General features: G+C 67.0%; 22 protein-coding genes. 15 read left to right on the forward strand and 7 right to left on the reverse strand.

Annotation, left to right across the window (positions count from 1 at the left end; translation table 11 throughout):
* Positions 1 to 3: 3 nt before the first annotated feature.
* Complete coding sequence (locus AACH32_RS06820) at positions 4 to 1347, reverse strand: ATP-dependent 6-phosphofructokinase (RefSeq protein WP_338606033.1); 1344 nt, start codon at positions 1345 to 1347, stop codon at positions 4 to 6.
* Positions 1348 to 1537: 190 nt separating this feature from the next.
* Between AACH32_RS06820 and AACH32_RS06825 the strand changes: the two genes are divergently transcribed.
* The 5 genes from AACH32_RS06825 to recN are packed head-to-tail and all read left to right on the forward strand — an operon-like array spanning position 1538 to position 7055.
* A complete protein-coding gene (locus AACH32_RS06825; protein WP_338606034.1) occupies positions 1538 to 2698 on the forward strand; it encodes an iron-containing alcohol dehydrogenase in 1161 nt (386 codons plus the stop codon).
* 13 nt (positions 2699 to 2711) lie between these two features.
* Entirely contained in the window at positions 2712 to 3905 is a 1194-nt protein-coding gene (locus AACH32_RS06830; protein WP_338606035.1) for a DegT/DnrJ/EryC1/StrS family aminotransferase, read from the forward strand.
* Between the two features lie 5 nt (positions 3906 to 3910).
* Positions 3911 to 4657 carry a 3-deoxy-manno-octulosonate cytidylyltransferase gene (gene kdsB / locus AACH32_RS06835; protein ID WP_338606036.1) on the forward strand — a complete coding sequence of 249 codons (747 nt, stop codon included), beginning with the start codon at positions 3911 to 3913 and terminating at the stop codon, positions 4655 to 4657.
* A 5-nt stretch (positions 4658 to 4662) separates the two neighbouring features.
* Positions 4663 to 5340: a hypothetical protein gene (locus AACH32_RS06840; RefSeq protein ID WP_338606037.1), complete on the forward strand. Its 678-nt coding sequence runs from the start codon at positions 4663 to 4665 to the stop codon at positions 5338 to 5340.
* Positions 5341 to 5345: 5 nt separating this feature from the next.
* Positions 5346 to 7055 (forward strand): DNA repair protein RecN, encoded by a 1710-nt coding sequence (recN, locus tag AACH32_RS06845; RefSeq protein WP_338606038.1) that lies wholly within the window; start codon positions 5346 to 5348, stop codon positions 7053 to 7055.
* On the opposite strand, the gene AACH32_RS06850 is transcribed toward recN, so the two are convergent.
* The 6 genes from AACH32_RS06850 to AACH32_RS06875 all read right to left on the reverse strand — a co-directional run bounded on the left by AACH32_RS06850 (position 7052) and on the right by AACH32_RS06875 (position 13684).
* Positions 7052 to 8185: a hypothetical protein gene (locus AACH32_RS06850; RefSeq protein ID WP_338606039.1), complete on the reverse strand. Its 1134-nt coding sequence runs from the start codon at positions 8183 to 8185 to the stop codon at positions 7052 to 7054. The genes recN and AACH32_RS06850 overlap by 4 nt on opposite strands.
* Before the next feature lie 99 nt (positions 8186 to 8284).
* Complete coding sequence (locus AACH32_RS06855) at positions 8285 to 8563, reverse strand: acylphosphatase (protein WP_338606040.1); 279 nt, start codon at positions 8561 to 8563, stop codon at positions 8285 to 8287.
* On the reverse strand, positions 8560 to 10683 hold the full coding sequence (gene ligA, locus AACH32_RS06860) for an NAD-dependent DNA ligase LigA (protein ID WP_338606041.1): 2124 nt from the start codon (positions 10681 to 10683) through the stop codon (positions 8560 to 8562). Before ligA ends, AACH32_RS06855 begins: the two co-directional genes overlap by 4 nt.
* Positions 10684 to 10793: 110 nt before the next feature.
* On the reverse strand, positions 10794 to 11480 hold the full coding sequence (locus tag AACH32_RS06865; RefSeq protein ID WP_338606042.1) for a GGDEF domain-containing protein: 687 nt from the start codon (positions 11478 to 11480) through the stop codon (positions 10794 to 10796).
* A gap of 12 nt (positions 11481 to 11492) precedes the next feature.
* The gene (locus AACH32_RS06870) at positions 11493 to 12539 is read right to left on the reverse strand and encodes a 7TMR-DISM family protein (protein ID WP_338606043.1); all 1047 of its coding nucleotides are present in this window, start codon (positions 12537 to 12539) and stop codon (positions 11493 to 11495) included.
* 86 nt (positions 12540 to 12625) lie between these two features.
* Positions 12626 to 13684: a DUF1786 domain-containing protein gene (locus tag AACH32_RS06875; protein WP_338606044.1), complete on the reverse strand. Its 1059-nt coding sequence runs from the start codon at positions 13682 to 13684 to the stop codon at positions 12626 to 12628.
* Between the two features lie 254 nt (positions 13685 to 13938).
* Between AACH32_RS06875 and ffh the strand changes: the two genes are divergently transcribed.
* From ffh to ptsP, 10 genes are all read left to right on the forward strand, one after another.
* The gene (gene ffh, locus AACH32_RS06880; RefSeq protein WP_338606045.1) at positions 13939 to 15279 is read left to right on the forward strand and encodes a signal recognition particle protein; all 1341 of its coding nucleotides are present in this window, start codon (positions 13939 to 13941) and stop codon (positions 15277 to 15279) included.
* Positions 15280 to 15340: 61 nt separating this feature from the next.
* Entirely contained in the window at positions 15341 to 15622 is a 282-nt protein-coding gene (rpsP, locus tag AACH32_RS06885; RefSeq protein WP_338606046.1) for a 30S ribosomal protein S16, read from the forward strand.
* Between the two features lie 63 nt (positions 15623 to 15685).
* Complete coding sequence (locus AACH32_RS06890; RefSeq protein ID WP_338606047.1) at positions 15686 to 15916, forward strand: KH domain-containing protein; 231 nt, start codon at positions 15686 to 15688, stop codon at positions 15914 to 15916.
* A gap of 2 nt (positions 15917 to 15918) precedes the next feature.
* Positions 15919 to 16461, forward strand: coding sequence for a ribosome maturation factor RimM (gene rimM, locus AACH32_RS06895; RefSeq protein WP_338606048.1), 543 nt, complete (start codon positions 15919 to 15921; stop codon positions 16459 to 16461).
* A complete protein-coding gene (gene trmD / locus AACH32_RS06900; protein WP_338606049.1) occupies positions 16458 to 17204 on the forward strand; it encodes a tRNA (guanosine(37)-N1)-methyltransferase TrmD in 747 nt (248 codons plus the stop codon). The genes rimM and trmD overlap by 4 nt, the downstream gene beginning before the upstream one ends.
* An 84-nt stretch (positions 17205 to 17288) precedes the next feature.
* Positions 17289 to 17636: a 50S ribosomal protein L19 gene (gene rplS / locus AACH32_RS06905; RefSeq protein ID WP_338606050.1), complete on the forward strand. Its 348-nt coding sequence runs from the start codon at positions 17289 to 17291 to the stop codon at positions 17634 to 17636.
* A gap of 3 nt (positions 17637 to 17639) precedes the next feature.
* A complete protein-coding gene (locus AACH32_RS06910; RefSeq protein WP_338606051.1) occupies positions 17640 to 18278 on the forward strand; it encodes a ribonuclease HII in 639 nt (212 codons plus the stop codon).
* Complete coding sequence (locus AACH32_RS06915; RefSeq protein ID WP_338606052.1) at positions 18271 to 18639, forward strand: YraN family protein; 369 nt, start codon at positions 18271 to 18273, stop codon at positions 18637 to 18639. The genes AACH32_RS06910 and AACH32_RS06915 overlap by 8 nt, the downstream gene beginning before the upstream one ends.
* A 2-nt stretch (positions 18640 to 18641) precedes the next feature.
* The gene (rsmI, locus tag AACH32_RS06920; RefSeq protein WP_338606053.1) at positions 18642 to 19793 is read left to right on the forward strand and encodes a 16S rRNA (cytidine(1402)-2'-O)-methyltransferase; all 1152 of its coding nucleotides are present in this window, start codon (positions 18642 to 18644) and stop codon (positions 19791 to 19793) included.
* Positions 19790 to 21574, forward strand: coding sequence for a phosphoenolpyruvate--protein phosphotransferase (ptsP, locus tag AACH32_RS06925; RefSeq protein ID WP_338606054.1), 1785 nt, complete (start codon positions 19790 to 19792; stop codon positions 21572 to 21574). Before rsmI ends, ptsP begins: the two co-directional genes overlap by 4 nt.
* The last annotated feature ends 14 nt before the right edge of the window (positions 21575 to 21588 follow it).

The raw sequence follows: 21588 nt of genomic DNA on the forward strand, positions 1-21588 counted from the left end.
ACCCTACGCGCCGCCGTTGGAATTGATCAGCGACGGCTGGCCGGTGGCTTCGCGCACCGCGCGCCACAGGCCGCCCTGGGGGTCCACCCGGCGGCGGTGCCCCACGGCCAGGGTAATGGGCACGTGCACGAAGTGGTTGCCCCAGGTGGACACCAGCATGCCGGTGCGCCCGCTCATGCCCGCGTGCACCGCGTGGTGCCCCAGGAAGCCGGTGAACACCCGGTCGTCGCTGCTGGCGGGCACCGAGCGGATGAGGTAGCTGGGGTCGATGTACTTCAAGGTCAGGGCCTTTTGCTTTTCCTTGAAATACTCGGTGATCCTCATCTTCAGATAGACCCCGATGTCGGCCAATACCGGGTTGCCGCTGGGGTCGGTGCCCAGGTCCTTGCCCTCGAAAAGCTTTTGCCCCGCGCCCTCGGCCACCAGCACCACCCCGTGGCCCCGGTCGTCCAGGCGCTTTTCTATTTGGGTCAACAGGCCGTGCTCGCCCTCCAGGTCGAACTCCACCTCCGGAATCAGGCAGAAGTTGACGTCGGCCAGGGCCAGGGTGGCCTGGGCGGCCACGAAGCCGCTGAGGCGGCCCATGAGCTTGACCAGGCCCAACCCGTTGGGTGCGCCGGTGGCCTCGTTGTGGGCCCCCCGGATGGCCCCGGTGGAGGCCTCCACGGCGGTCTCGAAGCCGAAGGAGCGCTCCACGAAGCTGATGTCGTTGTCGATGGTCTTGGGGATGCAGATCACCCCGATCTTGATTTTGCGTTTGCTTATTTCTTCGTATATCGCCTGGCCGGCCCGTAGGGTGCCGTCGCCGCCGATCATGAACAACAGGCCTATGTTTTGGCGCTCCAGGGAGTCCACGATGTCCTCCATGGGCTGGGGCCCCCGGCTCATGCCCAGGAAGGAGCCGCCCCGGCCGTGGATGCCCTCCACCACCGTGGGAGTCAGATCCATCATCTGGAAGCCGTACTTGGGGATGAAGCCCTGCAGGCCGAAACGCACCCCCACGATGTTGCGCACCCCGTAGATATAGTGGAGTTGCAGCACGATGGACCGGACCAGGGAGTTGATGCCCGGACACATGCCCCCGCAGGTGACAATGGCGGCCTTCAGTTTGGGGGGGTCGAAGTAGATCTTGCTGCGCGGTCCGGCCAACTCAAAGGAGGGCGGCGTCTTCTTGCCCCTGATGTCCTGGGGGTAGGGGTATACCAAAACCCGGTCGTTTTCCCCGATGAACCTGCAGGCGGTGCCGTCCGGCCCGCACATCGCCGCCGCCGGGTTGCCGATCTTGGAGGGGCCCAGGGAGGGGATCTCGGTCTGGTTGGCCGTAATGTTATGCCTGTCCTCGTGCACTTGCTCTCTCCTGCTTGAAGGCAACCGTTAAGCAGCACGCTAGCACCGGGAAATAGGCGGGTCAAGTTGCGCTTTGGCGACCTTTACAACCGGTGGGGTTGTGCTACCATCGTAGTGCCCCGCCTCGGCGGGCCGGTTGGGTTAAACCGAAATTTCCCGCCCCTGGCGGTTGCAAGTAAAGGATGGATACATGTCCACGATTTTTACCAATGAAGGCATCCGCCGCCTGGTGTTCGGCCAGGGCGCGGCGGCGCGTTTGGGCGAGGAACTGACCCTTTTGGGGGCCAAGCAGGCCCTGGTGGTCATAGACCCTGCGCTGGCCGGGGCCGAAGCGGTGGGGCCCGCCCTGGAGAGCCTGAAAACGGCCGGGGTGGCTTATGAGGTCTTCAGCGACCTGACCCGCGAGCCCGAGCCGGCCGAGGCCGACGCCGCCGCCGCCCTGGGCAAAAAGTTGGGCGCCCAGGCCGTGGTGGGCATCGGCGGGGGCAGCGCCCTGGACCTGGCCAAGGCCGCGGGGGTGCTCATCACCAACCCCGGCCAGGCCACCGACTACGTGGGCCTGGATCTGGTCAAAGAGCCCGGCGTGCCGGTTATCTGCCTGCCCACCACCGCGGGTACCGGCAGCGAGGTGACCTTCACCGCCGTGTTCACCCGGCGCTCCGACAAGTTCAAGGGCGGCATCAACGGCAGCCTGCTCTATCCCCACGCGGCCATCCTGGACCCGTTGCTCACCGTGAGCTGCCCGCCTTACGTCACCGCCATCACCGGCATGGACGCCCTGACCCACGCCATGGAGGCCTACACCAGCCTCGCGGCCACCCCCCTGAGCGATCTGAACGCCCTGGCGGCCATCGAGCTGATCGGTCGGCACCTGGCCCCGGCCGTGGCCCACGGCGGCAATCTGGAGGCCCGCGAGGGCATGCTGCTGGCCTCCCACCTGGCCGGTCTGGCCCTGGCCCAGGCCGGGGTCGGCGCGGTGCACGCCATGGCCTATCCCCTGGGCGCCTTCTACGACATACCCCACGGCGAGGCCAACGCCCTGCTGCTACCTTACGTGCTGCGCTACAACCTCATGGCCTGCCCGGAGCGCTTCGCCGCCATGGCCTACACCCTGGCCGAGCTGCCCGAGGACCTGAGCACCATGGAGGCGGCGGCCGCCTGCGTGGAGGAGGTCGCCGACCTGAGCGCCATGGTGGGCATCCCCACCAGCCTGCGCCAGCTCAAGGTGCCCGAGGACTCGGTGCCCGCCATGGCCGAAAAAGCCATGACCGTGGCCCGGCCCATCGCCAACAACCCCCGCCGGGTCAGCGCCGAGGACCTGGAGATCATCTACCGCGAAGCCTTTGTGTAGGGAGTGAGAGAACATGCCGGGATTCGAGTGGCTGGGTAAGGAAGAGACCAAGGCCGTAAACGAAGTGATGCAGCGGGGGGTGCTGTTCCGTTACGAGTTCGCCGACCAGCGCCAAGGGGTGTACATGGTGCGGCGCTTCGAGGAAGAGTTCGCCGCCTACACCGGCGCGTCCCACGCCCTGGCCGTCACCAGCGGCAGCGCGGCCCTCAAGGTGGCCCTGGCCGCTATGGGCGTCGGCTACGGCGACGAGGTCATCACCCAGGGCTTCACCTTCGTGGCCACCTGGGAGGCCATCTTGGACTGCGGGGCCAAGCCGGTGTTCTGCGAGGTGGACGAGAGCCTGTGCCTGGACCCCGAGGACCTCAAGAAGAAGATCACCGACAAGACCCGTTGCATCGTACCGGTGCACATGATGGGAGCCCAGGCCCGCATCAACGAGATCATGGACATCGCCAAACAGGCGGGCATCCCGGTGCTGGAAGACACCGCCCAGGCGGCGGGCTGCACCCTTAAGGGCAAGCACGTGGGCACCTTCGGGGCCATGGGCACCTTCAGCTTCGACTCGGTGAAGACCCTCACCTGCGGCGAGGGGGGCATGGTCATCAGCAACGACCCCGAGCTGTACCAGAACGCCAGCGAGTACCACGACCACGGCCACGACCACAAGCCGGTGGGCCGGGGCAACGAGGGCCGGCGTTTCATGGGCATGAACTTCCGCATGATGGAGCTGCAGGGGGCCCTGGGCGTGACCCAGTTGGCCAAGCTGGACAAGATGGTGGCCACCCAGCGGGCCAACAAGGCCGCCCTCAAGGAGGCCCTGGCCCGGGTTCCCGGGGTGAGCTTCCGTTATCTGCCCGACGAGGCCGGCGACTCGGCCACCTTCCTGGCCTGGTTCCACGAGACTCCCGAGGCCGCCACGCGCTTCGCCGGCCTCTTGGCCGAGGAGGGCGTGCCGGCCATCCCCTGGGGCAAGAACACCTGGCACGCCTATCCCCATTGGGAGCACCTGCACGCGGGCGCATCCCTGGCCAAGAGCGGCTGGCCCTTCGACCGGCCCGAGGGCCGGGCCGAGTATGACGCCGACGCGCTGCCCCAGACCGACGCCATCCTTTCCCGCTGCCTGAGCTGGCAGATCATGCTGGGCTGGGACGAGGCGCGCCTGAAGCACATGACCGAGGTAATCAACCGCGTCGCGGCGGCGATGTAGAAACCATGGCCCTGCACGTAATCATCCCGGCCCGCTACGGCTCCAGCCGCTTTCCGGGCAAGCCCCTGGTGAAGATCGCGGGCCGGCCCATGATCCAGCACGTCATGGAGCGGGCCTCCCGGGCCCAGGGGGTGGCCACCGTGGCCGTGGCCACCGACGACGAGCGGGTGGCCCGGGCGGTGGAGGCCTTTGGCGGCAAGGCGATCATGACCCCGGAGGCCTGCCGCAGCGGCAGCGACCGGGTGGCCCTGGCCGCCCAGTCTCTGGGCCTGGGCGACGACGAGCTGGTGGCCAACGTGCAGGGCGACCAGCCCCTGCTGCCGCCGGAGGTGCTGGAGGAGTGCGCCGCGCCCCTATTGGCCGAGCCTGAGCTGGGCCTGGCCACCCCGGTGGTGGCCATCACCAACCCCGGCGAGGTGCCCGACCCCAACCACGTCAAGACGGTGATGGACGTGCGCGGCAACGCCCTGTATTTCTCGCGCCTGCCGGTGCCCTTTCCCCGCGATGGCGAGGAGACCACCTATTACAAGCACCTGGGGGTCTACGTCTTTCGCAACAGCTTCCTCGGCCTCTTCGCTTCCCTGCCCACCGGCACCCTGGAGCAGGTGGAAAAGCTGGAGCAGCTGAGGGCCCTGGAGCACGGCCACCCGGTGCGCTGCGTGATCACCCGCCACGACTCGCCGGAAGTGGACCGCCCCGGCGACGCCCTCAGGGTGGAGGGAATCCTCCTGGGCGGCGGCCAGGGCGACTGAGAGTCATGAACCTGGAGCCGGGCCGGAGCGCCTTTTTCGGGGCGGGCCCGGCCTGGCTTTTCTATGGGGCCGGGGCCTTGTCCCTGGCCCTGTTGTTTTGGGGCCTGGCCCGGCGCAGTGGCCGCGAGCCCGTGGGCTGGGATCCCCGGCGCTGGCTCCTTTTGGGGCCGTTGTGGCCCGTGGCCCCGGTGCGGGCCGTTCTATTGGCCCTGGCCTGGTGGCCCTTGTGGCTCATGGCCTTGGGCAGCGCCCTGTGGCAGGCCCATCTTTGGCTTTTCCCCTTCCTGCGCGGTCCGCTCTATCCCGGCTTTTCCTGGGCCATGGATTGGCTGGGGGCCGTCTTCACCATAGCCTGCGGCGCGTTGTTTCTGCTGCGTTTCATCGTGTGGTTCAAGGGGCCGGCCCCGGTGAGCCTGTGGGCCCTGCTGTTGGGCTCTCTCACCGGATTCAGCGGCTTTGTGGCCGAGGCGGCGCGTCTGAGTGCCACCCGGCCCGATTGGGCCTGGTCCTCCTCGGTGGGCATGCGGCTGGCCGAGCTTTGGATAGGCGGGGCCACGGACACGGCCTTGCTGGTCACCTGGTGGGCGCACGCCGGGCTGGGGCTTTTGGCCCTGGCCCTGTTGCCCTGGGTGCGGGTTGCCTGGCCGGGCCCTTGCGCTCCCGAGCCGCCGGTGGCATCTTAGTCGTCATGCTTACCTACCTGGGCATAAAGAACTTCGCGCTCATCAAGTCCCTGGGGCTGGAGCCGGGGCCGGGGCTGACCGTGCTCACCGGCGAGACCGGGGCGGGCAAGTCCATCATCCTGGCGGCGGTGAGCATGCTCATCGGCCAGCGGGCCGCCTCGGACCTGATACGCGCCGGTTCGGAGCAGGCGGTGCTGGAGGCCCAGTTCGTGCTGGACCCGGCCAGCGATCCGGCCCTGCGCCTGGCCGGCGAGGGGATGGAGGGGGCGGAGGGCGAACTGGTGGTGCGCCGCCTGGTGAACCGCGAGGGCCGCAACCGGGTGCAGGTGAACGGCAACCTGGCCACCCTGGGGCTTTTGGCCGACCTGGGGCCCGAGCTGGTCAGCGTGGTGGGCCAGCACGCCTCCCAGGCCCTGCTAAAAAGCGAGGAGCAGCTCTGGCTGCTGGACGCCTTCGGCGGCCTGGAGGAGCGGGCCCAACAGGTGGGGCGGGCGGTGGCCGCGGTGCGCGAGCTGGACCGGGAGCTGGAGGATCGGCGCAGAGCCCAGGCCCAGCGCGAGCAGCGCCGCCGGGAGCTGGAAGAGCTGGTCAAGGAGTTGGAGGCGGCGAACCTGGACCCGGAGGAAGAGGCGGCCCTCAAGGCCGAGCGCAACCTCATGGTCAACTCCCAGGAGATCGCCGATCTGGCCCGCCAGGCCCACCAGGGGCTCTACGCGGCCGACGGCTCGGCCCTGGAAATGCTGGATCGCAACCGCGCGGGGTTGGCCCAGCTGGCCGAGCTGGACCCCGGCATGAAGGAGGCCGCCGCTCGTCTGGAAGAGGCTTTCTACCTCTTGGAAGACGTGGCCCACCAGGTGCGCGACTACGAGGCGGGCCTCAACTTCGATCCCTATCGCCTGGAGTGGCTGGAGGAGCGCTTGCACGGCATCCGCCGCCTTACCCGGCGCTACGGCGGGGACGTGAGCGGGGCCTTGGAGACCCTGGCCCAGGCCAAGGAGGATCTGGCCGGCCTGGACAGCGGCGAGCAGCGTTTGGAAGAGCTGGCGGCCCGGCGGGAGCAGGCCCTGGGCGAGGCCCTGGAGTTGGCCCGGGAGCTGAGTGGGGAGCGCCGCGCGGCCGCCCAGCGCCTGGGCCGGGCCGCCGAGACCGAACTGGCCCAGCTCAGCCTGGCCGCCTGCCGCCTGCGGGTGGATTTCAACCAGCCCGGAGGCGCGGCCCTGGACACCGAGGCCGGCCCCCTGGGCTCGCGCGGGTTGGAGCAGGCCGAGATACTCATCGCCCCCAACCCCGGCGAGGGCTTTAGGCCCCTCAGGCGCATCGCCAGCGGCGGGGAGCTGTCGCGCATGCTCCTGGCCCTGCGCACCCTGGTGGCCCGCCGCCACGGCGCGCCCACCCTTATCTTCGACGAGGTGGACGCGGGCATCGGCGGGGCCACCGGCTCGGCGGTGGGGCAAAAGCTGGCTGCCCTGGCCACGGCGGGGCAGGTGATCTGCATCACCCATCTGCCCCAGATCGCCGCCTGGGCCGACCGTCACTATGCGGTGGAAAAAACGGTGAGCGACGGGCGGACCGCCACTCGTCTCAGCCTGTTGGACGAGGACGGCCGCCTGGACGAACTAAGCCGCATGCTGGCCGGGGGCGGGCCCCAGTCCACCGCCCGGCAGCACGCCGGGCAGCTTCTGGAGTCGGCCCGCCAGGCCAAAAAGAGTCTCTAGCGGGTGCGCAGCACCTGGCCCGGCTCGAAGGTGAGGGGCCGGGAAACGGTCATGACCTTGGGCTTGGGCGGGGGCTCCACCGCCTTGAAGGACATGTTGCCGCCGCCCTTGGAGGTGGCTTCCATGTTGGCCGCCTGCAACTCCTGGTCGGTGACCGCCTGTTCTTTGGCCTTTTGCGCCGCTTCCTCTTCTTCTTGCTTGGCCTTTTCTTCTGCGGCCTTTTCCGCGGCCTTCCTCTCGGCATCCTCGGCGGCCAGCCAGACCACTTCGCCCCAGGAGGTGCGGCTGTCCAGCTGGGTCAGCTTTATGCGGCCCACCACCGGGCCGGGCAGGTAGAGCAGCCGGCCGCTGCCGGCCTTGATGGCCTCGCCGCGGCCATAGGCCACCAGCTCGGCACCCACGGGCAAGCCTGTGTCGCGGCCCACGGTCACCTGGATGCGCTTGCCGTCCACGGCCAGGATGAAGCCCACCCAGGCCTGGGCCGCGATGTTCTGGCCGATCCAACGCAGGGAGGGCTCAACCATTTCGGCCTGCAGCTTGTCCACGCTCTTGGGCGGGAAGGGCTGGCCCATGCGGATGTTGCTGGCATCGATGGCGGTCAGCTCGGCGCGGGTGGTCTCGGTGGTCTCGGCCAGGATAACCCCCGTGGCCACATCGATGAGCTTGAGGTCCAACTCCATGACCGCGAAGGGTTGGTTTTCCCGGAAGCCGTAGATGCCGGTCTTGTCGTATTGCACGGCCAGGTTTACCAGCGCGCCGGAGAGCACCGTGTTGAGGCCCAGGGTGCGGGCCGCGGCCACGATGCGGTCTTCGCTGTTCTGAATGGCCGGGTTTACCTTGGTGAGGGCCTGGCGCAGCTCCGTGAAGTCGACCAGCACCATGCCGCCTTGCTTGCCCAGCCGCTGGCTGATGGCCAGGCCCAGCGCCTTGGCCCTGGCTTCCAGGCCGGGAAGGCGGCTTAGGAAGGGTGCCACCACCACTCGCTTGCGCAGATTGGTGTCCTGGCTGTCCATGAGGTCGTGCCAGTAGTCGCTCATGCTCTGGGTGAAGCCGCAGCCCAGGGCGGTAAGGGCAATGCCCATGAGCAGCACGACCGCCAGAAGCCGGGGGTGGCATTTAATTCGGTGCATGGTTTCTCTCCTGGTTGCGAACCTGGTCCCTGGGCATTATCGCTGCCTTGACGGCAGTTGTAAACACCCGGCCGCGTTCACTGGGTATCAATCTGGGTATCAATAGCGTATCTCGAAGCCTTTCAAGGCGGGGTCGGCGTCCAGCCAGCTCACCCGGACCTCGCGCACCTCGGCGCCGGGCGGGCCCTGGCGGCACCAGGCCAGGGCCTGCTCCACCGCTTCCCGAGGTCCCTGGAAAACCGCCTCCACCTTGCGCAGGGGCAGGTTGCGCACATAGCCCGCCAAGCCCAGGGCCCGGGCCTGACGTTGGGTGGAGGCCCTAAACCAGACCCCCTGCACCCTGCCCGATATGAGGGCCACGGCTCTTACCTCGGTCATCGTTCCTCCCGCGGGGCGAACAAGGGGCCCGGCGAATCGGAGGGCGCGGCCGGGGCCTTTTGGCCGCTGGCCTGGGCCACCCGGCGGCGGAACTCCTCCAGGCCGATTGTCTCCACCCCCAGGTCGCGGGCCTTGTCCGCCTTGGAACCGGGGTCGGCCCCCAGCACCACCAGGCTGGTTTTGGCGCTGACGCTGGAGCTGACCTTGCCGCCCAGGGCGCGCACCATCTCGCTGGCCTCCTCCCGGCTCAGGCCCTCCAGAGCCCCGGTGAAGACCACGCTCAGGCCCTGCCAGGGCAGGTCGCGTTTTTGCCCCGCGCCCTGAACCTCGGCCGGCTTGACCTCGGCGGCCAGGGCGTCGGCCATGCGGCGGCTTTGCTCCAGCCCGAAAAACTTAACGACGCCCCGCGCCACCTCGGGCCCCACTCCCGGCACCGCGACCAATTCCTCCGGGCTGGCCTGGGTCACCCGTTGGTAGCTGCCCAGTTCGTTGGCCAGATCTCGCGCCGTGGCCTCGCCCACGTTGGGGATGCCCAGCGCGTAAAGGAAGCGGGCCAGGGGGGCTCCTCGGGTGGCCTCGATTGATTTGAGCAGATTGTCGGCGGACAGCGCTCCCCAGCCTTCCAGGCTTTCCAATTCCTGGCGGTGCTCGGCCAGGTGGTAGAGGGAAAGCAGGTCCGTGAGCAAGCCCTGGTCCATCAACTGCACCACCCGCTTCTCGCCAAGGCTTTCGATATCCATGGCCCCCCGGCTGGAGTAGTGGCGCAGGGCCCCCTTGATCTGGGCGGGGCAGGAGATATGGTTGGGGCAGATGTGGTTGGCCCCCACCTCGCGCTCGGTTCCCTTTTTGGTGTGGCGCACCACTTTTTGCGCCTGCTCCACTGGCGTGCCGCACACCGGGCACTTTTCCGGGGGCTCCAGCAAGGCACCCCGCGGCTGGCCCTGCTTGACCACCTCCACCACCTTGGGAATCACGTCGCCGGCGCGCACGATGCGCACCGTGTCGCCAATGCGCACGTCAAGGTTCTTGACGATCTCGAAGTTGTGCAGGGTGGCCCGGCTCACCGTGACCCCGCCCACGTCCACGGGCATCATCAGGGCCACGGGGGTGAGCTTGCCGGTGCGCCCCACCTGGACCACCACGTCGCGCACCTCGGTCTCCTCCTGGCGGGGCGGGAACTTCCAGGCAACGGCCCAGCGCGGGGTGCGCGAACGGGTTCCCATCTCCCGGCGCAGGGCCAGGTCGTTGACCTTGACCACCACCCCGTCGATCTCGAAATCAAGCCCGTCGCGGTTCTGGTCGTAGGAGGCGTGGAAGTCTTCGATGAACTCGGGGCCTTTGCCCAGCTTCTGGTGCTCGGCGTTGTCGGGGAAGCTCCATTCCACCAGGCGGGCCAGGGCCTCGGAGTCGCTGGCGAAGCCCAGCTCCTCGGCGTTGCTCAGCTCAAAGGGAAAGAACTTCAGGGGGCGGGTGGCGGTTACCGTGGGATCGAGCTGGCGCAGGCTGCCGGCGGCCGCGTTGCGCGGGTTGGCGAAACCCTCGCCGCCGCGCTCCACCAGGCCCCGGTTGAGCTCCAAAAAGCCCGTTCGGTCCATGTACACCTCGCCGCGCACCACCACTCTTTCGGGGGCGTCGGCGATGAAATCCGGGATGTCTTCCAGAGTGCGCAGGTTGGGGGTGATGTCCTCGCCGGTGGTCCCGTCGCCTCGGGTGGAGCCCACGCTGAACAGCCCCTGGCGATAGACCAACTCCACCGACAGGCCGTCGATCTTGGGCTGGGCCAAAAGCTCGGCGTCGGAGCGCCCGGCCTGGTCCAGCCGCTTGAACAGGTCGCTCACCACCTCGAACTCCACCTTGGACTCCAGGGAGAGCATGGGCTGGTAGTGGCGCACCGCCGCGAAGCTGCTCTTGAGGGGCGCGCCCACGGTCTGGGTGGGGGAGTCGGGCAGGGCCAGCTCGGGGAAGGCGGCTTCCAGCTCCTGCAGCTCGGCCAGCTTGCGGTCGTAGACCGCGTCGGCCACCTCGCTTTTGTTTTCGAGATAGTAGAGGCGGTTGTAACGGCGCAGCTCGGCCGACAGCTCGGCGATGCGCTGGGAGGCCTGTTGGCTGGTCATGCTCATGGTCCAGGTTTATCCCGACAAGGGCCCGCCTGGCAAGTGCCTGGCTCCTTGCTCATTGAATCAAGTGGTTGGCCGGGAGGCCCGGTCTCGGTGACGTGTCCGGGGCGGGCCTAGTCGGACTCGCACACCCGGTTTTTGCCTTCTTGCTTGGCCCGGTACATGGCTCGGTCGGCCCTTTCCAAAAGGTCGGCCGGGGTTTCCTCTCCCTGGTGCTGGGCGGCCCCCACGCTGATGGTGGCGCACACCGGTGGCCCCTTCTTGAGCTGGAAGTCGTTCTCGTGGACACTTGAGCGTATGCGCTCGGCGGCCCAGCGAGCCTGCTCCAGGTCGGTCTCCGGCATTATCACCACGAACTCGTCACCGCCGGTACGGATGGCAAAATCGCTTTTGCGCAGTTGCCGGCGCATCACATGGGCCACGGTGATCAAGACCAGGTCTCCCGCGGCGTGGCCCAAGCTGTCGTTGAACTCTTTGAGGTGGTCCACATCCAAGGCCAGCACCGACAGGGGCTGGGATGAGCGTATGGCATGGTCCACCTCACTTTGCAGGCGGCTGTCCAAAAAGCGCTTGTTGTACAAATTGGTCAACTCGTCGGTGAGGCTCAGCTGCCTTAAGCGCCTCTCGTTGCGTTTGGCCTCCTCCCGTTGGCGGCGCAGGCTGCGCACCCGGTCGGCCAGGGCCAGGGACAACAATACCGATTCGAGGGTGGTGGCCACGGGCAGGGTGCTGGTGGAGGAGATGGCTTGGGGTAAAAGCCCCAGGCCTTTCAGGGACAAGGTGAACAGGGCGACGGCCATTACGGACCAGGCCTAAAGAAAATAGCGGGCCGAGGATTGGCCTTTGCGCAAGGCCACCACCCCCACGCCAATGGCCAACACCGGCCCCAGCAGGCCCAGGACATGGGCGGTGATGCTGACCATGTCCAGACTGCCCACCAGAGCCAGGCCTATTTCCAAAATACCGAGGCCGGCAAAGACCATCAGGGCATTGTCGGCCTTGGGGGCCAGCAACCGGGTGTGCAAAAAGGAACGGGTGAACATGGTGGCCAAGGCGGCCATCATTCCCGAAGCCACCCAAGCGGCCCTCTGGTTGATGGCCGGCGCCAGCTTGAACCAGACGTCCCATTGGCCGTATAGGGACATCTCGAAAAAGATGACGCTTAGTATGTAGGCCACGTAGTAAAGGTAGGCCCGGTCTCTGAGGGTCGTGTAAAAAAACAGGTTGGTGAGCATCATGGCCAACAGGACGCCGAAAATGATGCCGAAAAAATAGCTGTCGTGGCTCAGGCGGTCTTCCAGGCCAGCTTGGGACCAGATATAGGGCCTGACCACCAGGGCTCCGCTGTTGAACAGGCGGATATAGGAATACTCTTGCGGCGGCATGTCCGGCGGCAGCGGCAAAACGAAGGTGCGGAAATCTACGGGGCGGCTGTCAACCGGGCGGGCATTGCCCGTGAAGTATTCGCGAAAAGACGGTTGCGATTGCGCCGAAGTCCCGGCCTGGGCCAGGTAGGCATCGACGTATTGAATCTGGGAGGAATCCAACTCCAGGAAGTAGGGCGGCTTTCCGGAGATTTCCTTGAGCCTGAAGCGCAGCCAGACCGGCCCATGGTTGATGCCCAGCCTCAGTGTGGGAGTTTCCAGGGCCGTGTGAAAACGGGTGGACCAGGGAGGGTTGCGCACCTGGTCCAGGGTAAGATCCCGTGCGTGTGAGCTCAGTATCTCCACGCTGGGGGCCAGCAGATAGCAGTCCTTGCCTTCCAGAACCAGAGGGGGTGCGGCGGCGGCCACGGGCGCGGTAACGGCCTGAACCGCCGCCATACCCGCGACCAACAGCAACAGCGCCGCCAGGCTCACCGATAATTTGCACCCCTTTACTCGCATCACCTTGCCTCGCCAACCCCCATGCTTGCGATGGTCTTGAGGCCAATTATTACGTGTACTCAGGCTGTTGGCAAGGTGTCGATCTCTCCGGACCGGGAGCGGGCCGCGGCCAGCAGGCCAAAGCAGCCGCTGAGCATCACGTCACCGTGGGGGATGGCGGTCTTCCAGCCCAGGCCTTGGGCCAGACGGCGTTGCGGCCCGGTGATCACCGGCGCATGGGCCAGCCCCCGGGGGGCCTGGGGCAGGCGGGCCACGCCGTGCCCGTGCCCGGCGAACACCTCGTCCTCGTCCAGAGTCCCCTGGATGAAGCGCTCCACCTGGTCGGACAGGCTCAGGGTGTCCAGGCAGCGGGTGTGGTGCTCGTAGATGCCCAGCACCCGGTCGCCTCGCACCAAAAAGGCCACGGTGTGCATGTTGCCCAGGTTGACGATACAGACCCCCTCGCCCTGGGCCAGGGCCGCCACTTTCGGGTCTTCCAAGGCTCCCCAGGCGGCCGCTGCGGCGGTGTCCATGAGCAGGCAGCCGGGAGCCTGGTCGCTCAGGGCGGCCAGACGGGTCATGGCCGGGGGGGCCTGGTCGAATATCAAGCGCCCCAACTCGCCGCCGGCCTGCAAAAAGGCCCGCCATTGGTCAAAGCGGAACTTGCGGTTGGAATAGCCGGGGCTGTAGCCGTGGTCGCACACCGCCAGGGCCAGGCGGGTAGGCAGCTCCACCTCGAAGCCCTGGCAGGCCTGGGCCAGCTCCGCCAGGTTGAGGTCGCCCATGGGCACGGCCCCGGCCTGGGCGGGAGCCTGCTCGCAGATCTCCACCCCCATGGCCTTTACCCGCTCCGGGTCGTCGGCAAAGGTGGCCGCCGCCGTGGGGGTGGCGTATACCTTGAGCCCGGCGGCCAGGTGTTCGTCCACGGCGCGGTGCACCGCTCCGCCGCCCATGAGCCGCCCGTGCAAAAACACCGCCAGTCCCTGGCCGGTGATTCGGCGGATGCGCGCCGCGGCCACCTGGGTGGGGGCGGGCAAGACCAGCTTGACCGCGTTTTCCAGGTTTTGCTCCCGGCGCCACAGCAGGATGTCCTGGGTGCCGCCGCCGATATCTATGCATAATAGTTGGTTGATAGGCATGACTTCTTATATACCCGCCGCACACCTGCGGAGCCAGCATTTTAGAGGTTCACATTATGACAATTGAACCCAAGCACTTCAGGGTGGTATTATTGACGGCAGTGACTAACATCCCAAAAAAGCTTGGCAGTTCGGTTGACGGATGCCGGTCGCTCCCCTATAATCGCTACTTTGCCCGCCATGGTAGCAAGTGGGGTGGGTTTGGTGCGTACTGTGCACGGTAAAAGAGATTCGTAAGGCGACGGACTAAGGCGATGTTTGACAATCTCAGCGACAGGCTGGCCCTTACCTTCAAGAAGCTCAAGGGCCACGGCAAGCTTTCGGAGAGCAACATCTCCGAGGCGCTGAGAGAGGTGCGTCTGGCCCTTTTGGAGGCCGACGTCAACTACAAGGTCGCCAAGCAGTTCATCGCCAAGATCAAGGACCGCGCCGTGGGCCAGGAGGTGATGAAAAGCCTCACCCCGGCCCAGCAGGTCATCAAAATCGTGCGCGACGAGCTTTGCGAGCTCATGGGCGGCGAGGCCGAGCCCCTGAACCTGGGGGGCAAGGCTCCTCACCTGTTCATGATGGTGGGCCTACAGGGCTCGGGCAAGACCACCACCAGCGGCAAGCTGGCCCTGATGCTCAAACGCCAGGGGCGCAACCCCTACCTGGTGCCCGCGGACACCCAGCGCCCGGCGGCCATCGAGCAGCTCAAGAAGCTGGGGGCCCAGATCCAGGTGCCGGTGTTCGACAGCGACCCGGCCCAGGATCCGGTGGACATATGCATCCAGTCACTGGCCGGGGCCTCCCGGGCCGGTTGCGACGTGATCATCCTGGACACCGCCGGCCGCCTGCACGTGGACCTGGAACTGATGGCCCAGTTGGAGCGCATCCACAGCCGCCTGCATCCCCAGGAGGTGCTCCTGGTGGCCGACGCCATGACCGGCCAGGACGCGGTCAACGTGGCCCAGGCCTTCCACGAGCAACTGGGCCTCACCGGGGTGGTGCTCACCAAGGTGGAAGGCGACGCCCGCGGCGGAGCGGCCCTGTCCATCCGCGCGGTGAGCCAGGTGCCCATCAAGCTGGTGGGCGTGGGCGAAAAGCTGGACGCCCTGGAGCCCTTCCACCCGGACCGCCTGGCCGGGCGCATCCTGGGCATGGGCGACGTGCTTACCCTGGTGGAAAAGGCGGGCGAGGCCTTTGAGGCCGAAAAGGCCGAGGCCATGGCCAAGAAGATGGCCACCGACGGCTTCACCCTGGAAGACTTCAAGGAGCAGCTGCAGCAGATCAAGAAGATGGGGTCGCTGGAGGGCTTGTTGTCCATGTTGCCCGGCGCGGGCAAGCTCAAGGGGCTAAAGGACATGCAGCCCGACGAAAAAGAGCTGAAGCGCACCGAGGCCATCATCGATTCCATGACCCCGGCCGAGCGCGACAACCACCAGATCATCAACGCCTCCCGGCGCAAGCGCATTGCCCGGGGCTCGGGCACCTCGGTGTCCGAGGTTAATCGGCTGCTCAAGAACTTCACCCAAGCCCGCAAGATGATGAAGGGTATGGCCAAGATGGGTGGCAAAAAGAAACAACTGGCTCGCCTTATGGGAGCCATGCGGTAGACAGCGAGACCCTCTCGCGTTGATAATAGCTATTATAGACAGATAGGCGGAAAGACAAATTATGGCAGTGAGAATCAGACTGACCCGCAAGGGCGCCAAGAAAAAACCTTATTACCGCATCGTGGCCGCCGATTCCGAGGCGCCGCGCGATGGTAAGTTCCTCGAGGTTTTGGGCACCTACGATCCTCTCCAGGAGCCGGCCCAGATCAAGGTGGACGGTGCTCGGCTGCAGATGTGGCTGGAGAGGGGCGCGACCCCCTCGAACACCGTTTTCAACTTGCTCAAGGCCCAGGGCATGCTGCCCACGGTCGGTGAGGGAGAGGCCGCCGCGGTTCAATCCTGAGCAGGGCCGTGGTCCTGAAGCGGTTGATGTGATTTTGCTCTCTCGCGACGGTGGAGGTGCTTCATGAAAGAGCTCATTAAATATATTGCCCAAGCTTTGGTGGACAACCCGGATCAAGTGACGGTCAACGAGATCGAGGGTGAACAAACTTCGGTAATCGAGCTCAAGGTGGCCAAGGAGGACTTGGGCAAGGTGATCGGCAAGCAAGGCCGCACCGCCCGGGCCATGCGCACCATTCTGAGCGCCGCTTCCACCAAGATTCGCAAGCGTTCGGTGCTGGAAATCATCGAGTAGCCATGGCCCTTCCCGACCTGGTTTTGATGGGTCGGGCGGCGGGGGCCTTCGGGATCAAAGGCGAGGTGAAGCTCACTTCCTTCGCCGAGGACGACGGCATATTTGAGCGGGTAGGTCTAATCTACGCCGGACCCGAGCCCGGCGCGGCCAAGCCGTTCAACGTAGTTGGGGCGCGCCGCCACAGCGGCCGCCTCTTGTTGCGCCTGAAGGAGATCGCCACCCGTGAGCAGGCCGCCGCCCTGGGCGGGGCCTGGGTGTATTTGCGGGGGCGGGATCTGGATCCCCTGGCCGACGACGAGTTCTACTGGTTCCAGCTAACCGGAGCCCAGGTGCTGACCCCCGAGGGGCGTCTCCTGGGTAGAGTGGAAACCATCACCGACGCCGGGGCCCAGGAGCTCATGGTGGTGAGCGCACCGGGCAAGCCGGAGCTTTTGGTTCCGTTGGTGGATGAGATGGTTAGGCGGATAGACCCCGATGAGGGCAGGGTGGTCATAGACCTCCCGCCCGGCCTCTTGGAGGCCCAGGGCTGGGAGGAAGAAGAGTGATCTTCGACATCCTCACCCTCCTGCCCGAGGCGTGCACGGCCTATCTCAAGGCCTCCATCCTGGGGCGGGCCCAAAAGGCGGGGCTCATCGAGGTGCGCCTGACCAACATCCGCGATTTCGCCTTTGACCGCCACCGCACGGTGGACGACGCTCCCTACGGCGGGGGCAACGGCATGGTCATGAAGGTGGAGCCGCTGGTGGCCGCCCTGGAGAGCCTGCCGGGCCAGCCCCGGCCCCGCATCGTGCTCATGGCCCCCCAGGGCCAGCCCTTCACCCAGGCCCTGGCCGCCGAGTTGGCCGGGCTGGATCGCCTGGTGATTATCTGCGGGCGTTACGAGGGCATCGACGAGCGGGTGCGCCAGTTGGCGGTGGACCAGGAGATATCGCTGGGCGATTTCGTGCTCAGCGGAGGCGAGTTGCCCGCCCTGGCCGTGGTGGACGCGGTCAGCCGCCTGATCCCCGGAGTGTTGGGCGGGGAGTGTTCGGCCGCGGCCGACAGTTTCAGCGACGGGCTGCTGGAGCATCCTCACTACACCCGGCCCCCGGAGTTTCGGGGACTCACGGTGCCCGAGGTGCTAACCAGCGGCAACCACGCGGCCATCGAGCGCTGGCGCCGCAAGGAATCGCTGCGACGCACCCTGCGCAAGCGGCCCGAGCTCTTGCAGCAGGCCTGCCTGGACCCCGAGGACGAGAAACTGCTGTTCGAGATACGCGGCGAGATAGCTGAAATCGAGCCAGGATAACACTGGCAAAGACGGGAATTTAGGGTAAAATACGCACCCGGCCGGATTCTGCGGCCGGCGAGGCTTCCCAGGAGGATTTAACAGATGGACCCCATAGAGCTTATCGCGCGGGAACAAGTCAGGGTAGACATACCCCAGTTCCGCGCCGGTGATACCGTGAAGGTGCACGTGCGCATCAAAGAGGGCGAAAAAGAGCGCCTCCAGGTGTTCGAGGGCGTGGTGCTGCGCCGCCGGGGCAACGGAACCGGAGCCACCTTCACCGTGCGCAAAATCTCCTACGGCGTGGGCGTGGAGCGCATCTTCCCGCTCAACGCGCCGGTGGTGGACCGGGTGGAAGTGGTCACTCGGGGCAAGGTGCGCCAGGGGCGCATCTACTACCTGCGCGGCCTCAGAGGCAAAGCCGCCCGTATCAAGGAGGCCTCGCGGAGGTAGACCATGTCCGCCTCTCCCGCCGGCCCCAGCCGAGCCCGGGAGCGCCAGTTGTCGCGCTCGGGATATAGCTTGGTGGCCGGGGTGGACGAGGTGGGGCGCGGTCCCCTGGCGGGGCCGGTGGTGGCCGCGGCGGTGATATTGCCGCCGCGGTGGAGCGTCCAGGGCGTGAACGACTCCAAACGCCTGGATCACCAACGGCGCCGCACCCTGGCCCAGGCCATCAAGCAAGAGGCCGTGGCCTGGGCGGTGGCGGGAGTCGCGCCCCAGGAGATAGACCGCATCAACATCCACCAGGCCAGCCTTTTGGCCATGCGGCGGGCGGTGGACGCCCTAGCGCCCTCACCGGATTATTTGCTGGTGGATGGGCGCTTTGTTTTGGATATGGACCTGCCTCAGGAAGCGGTGGTGGGCGGCGACGCCTCCTGCACCGCGGTGGCCGCGGCCTCCATTTTGGCCAAGGAGGAGCGCGACGCCCTGATGCGGGCCATGCACCAGATCTGGCCGCAGTACAACTTCGCGGCCAACAAGGGCTACGGCACCGCCGAGCACCGCCGGGCCCTGACCGAGTGCGGCCCCTGTCCCCTGCACCGGCGCTCCTACGCCCCGGTGGCCCAGCTGCAACTGGATTTGGGGCTTGGCTAGGCTGGGCGAGGCCAGGGGGCGCGAGGCCGAATCCCTGGCCCGGGCCCATCTGGAGCGGTCGGGCTATAGGGTGGTGGCCACGCGCCGGCGCACCCCGGGGGGCGAGTTGGACCTGGTGGCCTGGGACGGGCCTGTCCTGGTGTTCGTGGAGGTCAAGGCCCGCGGCGGCCAGGGCTTTGGCCGGGCCGAGGAGATGGTTGACCGGCGCAAGCGCGAGCGTCTGGCCCTGGCGGCGGAAGCCTTTTTGGCCGAGTTGGGGCCGCCGGTCCCGGTTTGCCGCTTCGACGTGGTGGCCGTGGACATGGGCTCCGGGGCGCCCCGCTTGCGACACCTGCCCGACGCCTTTCGGCCGGGGGAGTGATGATGGCCACGCTGTTCGTGGTGGCGACGCCCATCGGCAACCTGGAGGATATGAGCCCCCGGGCGGCCAGGGTATTGGCCGAATCGCCGGTGGTGGCCGCCGAGAGTCTGGCCCGGGCCAAAAAGCTTTTGGCCCATCTGGGCCTGGGCGGCAAGTGGCTCATCTCCTGCCGGGAGGCCAACCGCCGCCAGGCCGCGGGCAAGGTCCTGGAGGCCCTGGGTGAGGGCAAGGACGTGGCCCTGATCAGCGACGCCGGCACGCCGGGGCTCAGCGATCCCGGCCAGGCGGTGGTGGAAGAAGTCGCTAAACTGGGATACCGTATAAGCCCGGTGGCCGGTCCCAGCGCCCTGGCCACGGCTCTGTCCGTGGCCGGGATCAAGCAGGCGCCCTTCGTGTTCCTGGGGTTCCTGCCGGCCAAGCCGGGGGCGCGCCGGAAGCTTCTGGAACAGGCCGGGACCCTGGGCTGGAGCCTGGTGGCCTACGAGGCTCCTCACCGGCTGGCCCAGGCGGCTGAGGATTTGGGCGAGGTCTTGGGCGAACGCCCGGTGGTGGTTTGCCGGGAGCTGACCAAGCTGCACGAAGAGATTTTGCGCTCCAGCTGCGCCGAGTTGGCCGGGCGCCTGGATCCCGACAAGCTGCGGGGCGAGGTGACCCTGGTGATCGGACCGGGCCCGGCCCAAGGTCCGGACCTGGACGAAGTGCAACGCCTGGTGGACGAGGGCCTGGAAGCCGGGGAGCTCAAGCCCAGCGCCCTGGCCAGGCAGGTGGCCGGGACCACGGGCCTGGGGCGCGAAGAGGTTTATCAGATCATCCTGGAAAGCCGGGAGCAGGCGAAGCAATACGGGGACGAGGCAGTGATCCAAGGAGACAGCAGCGCAGAAGAACCCCAGGAACGTCGGCTCCTGGTGGCCAACAGCCTGGGACTGCACGCCCGTGCGGCGGCCAAGATCACCGAGGCGGTCAGCCGCTTCGCTTGCCAAGTGACTTTGCACAAAGGGGAGGTGGAGGCCGACGCCTCCAGCGTGCTCTCCATCCTGGGGCTGGACGCCCCCAGGGGAAGCCAGGTAGTGGCCAGGGCGGAAGGTCCCCAGGCCCGGGAGGCCCTGGACGCTCTGGATAAGCTTTTCGCCGGGTTGTTTGGAGAGGGTCGTTGAGTTTCAGCGCCGAAAAAATCATGCACGGCGTGGGGGCCAGCCCCGGCATCGCCATAGGGCGGGCCCTGGTGGTCAGCCGCAGCCCCGTGCAGGTGCCCTACCGCCCCCTGGCCGAGGACCAGGTGGAGGGCGAGGTGGAGCGCTTCCGCCGGGCGGTGGAGGCGGCTCGTAGCGAGCTCAACGCGGCCAAGGAAGAGTTGGGCCCGGATCTGGCCGACTACGCCTACATCATAGAGGCCCATTTGGGCATCCTGGGCGACAAGATGATCTCCCACCGCTCGGAAGAGTTGATCCGCTCCCAGCTCATCAACGCCGAGTGGGCCCTGGGACTGGCCGAGGCCGAAGCCAAGGCCATCTTCGACAAGGTCAAGGACAATTACATCCGCTCTCGGGCCTCGGACGTGGAATACGTGGCCGGGCAGGTGCTCCGGCACCTAGCGGGTCACAACGGCATCGAGCTGTCGACCATCCGCGAAAAGGTGGTGGTGGTGGCCCACGACCTGAGCCCGGCCGAGACCACCCAGATGGACCTGGGCTGGATCATGGGCTTTGTCACCGACATGGGCGGCCCCACCAGCCACACGGCCATCATGGCCCAGGCCAAGGCCATACCGGCCGTGGTCGGTCTGGAGCGGGTCAGCGCCGAGGTGGCCAGCGGCGACTTCGTCATCGTCGACGGCTCCAACGGCACCATAATCGTGCATCCCGACGAGGAAACCCTGCACGATTACCGGGACAAGCAGGAAGCCTACGAGATCTACGCCCAGGAGATCCTGGCCCAGGCCCACCTGCCGGCGGCCACCATGGACGGCCGCCGCCTGGAGGTGGGGGCTAACATCGAGCTGGCCGAGGAGGTGAGCACCGCGCTCACCTATGGGGCCGAGGCGGTGGGCCTGTTCCGCACCGAGTTCCTCTACGTGAGCCAAAAGGCCCTGCCCACCGAGGAGGAGCTGCTGGCCAGCTTCGTGACCGTGGCCCAGCGTCTGGAAGGGCGGCCGGTGAACATCCGCACCCTGGACATCGGGGGCGACAAGTTCGCCAGCTCCCTGGAGTTGGCCCCGGAGATCAACCCGGCCCTGGGCCTTAGGGCCATCCGCTACTGCCTCAAGGAGCCTTCGCTGTTCCGCACCCAGCTCCGGGCCATTCTGCGGGCCTCGGTGTACGGCCAGGTGCGGGTGATGTTCCCGCTCATCTCCGGGGTGGGCGAGCTGTTGCAGGCCCGCCAGATGCTGGAGGAGGTCAAAGCGGAGCTGGCCGCCGAGGGGACGCCCTTTGACCCGGATCTCAAGGTGGGCATCATGATCGAGGTGCCCTCGGCGGTGGCCGTGGCCGACCTTTTGGCCCAGCACGCCGACTTTTTCTCCATCGGCACCAACGACCTGATCCAATACGCCCTGGCCATCGACCGGGTCAACGAATACGTGGCCCATCTGTACCAGCCCCTGCACCCGGCGGTGCTCCGGATGGTGCGCCAGGTGGTGGACGCGGCCCACGGCGCGGGCATACCCGTGGGCATGTGCGGCGAGATGGCCGGCGACGCCAACGAGGCGCCCCTGCTTTTGGGCCTGGGCCTGGATTCGCTGTCCATGAACCCCCTGGCCATCCCCCGGGTGAAGCAGGTGCTGCGCCTGGCCTCGGCCGGGGAATGGGCCGGCCTGGCCGACCAGGCCCTGGGCTATGCCACCGCCGCCGAGGTGAGCCGCTTCATGGACGCCCAGCTGGGCAAGCACTTCCCCGAGGTTTTGACCCCGCGCACCCCCCTGCCCAAAGACATGGGCTAGGGCCACCGGAGCAC

It is taken from the genome of Desulfoferula mesophila, from assembly GCF_037076455.1.
Lineage (GTDB): Bacteria > Desulfobacterota > Desulfarculia > Desulfarculales > Desulfarculaceae > Desulfoferula > Desulfoferula mesophila.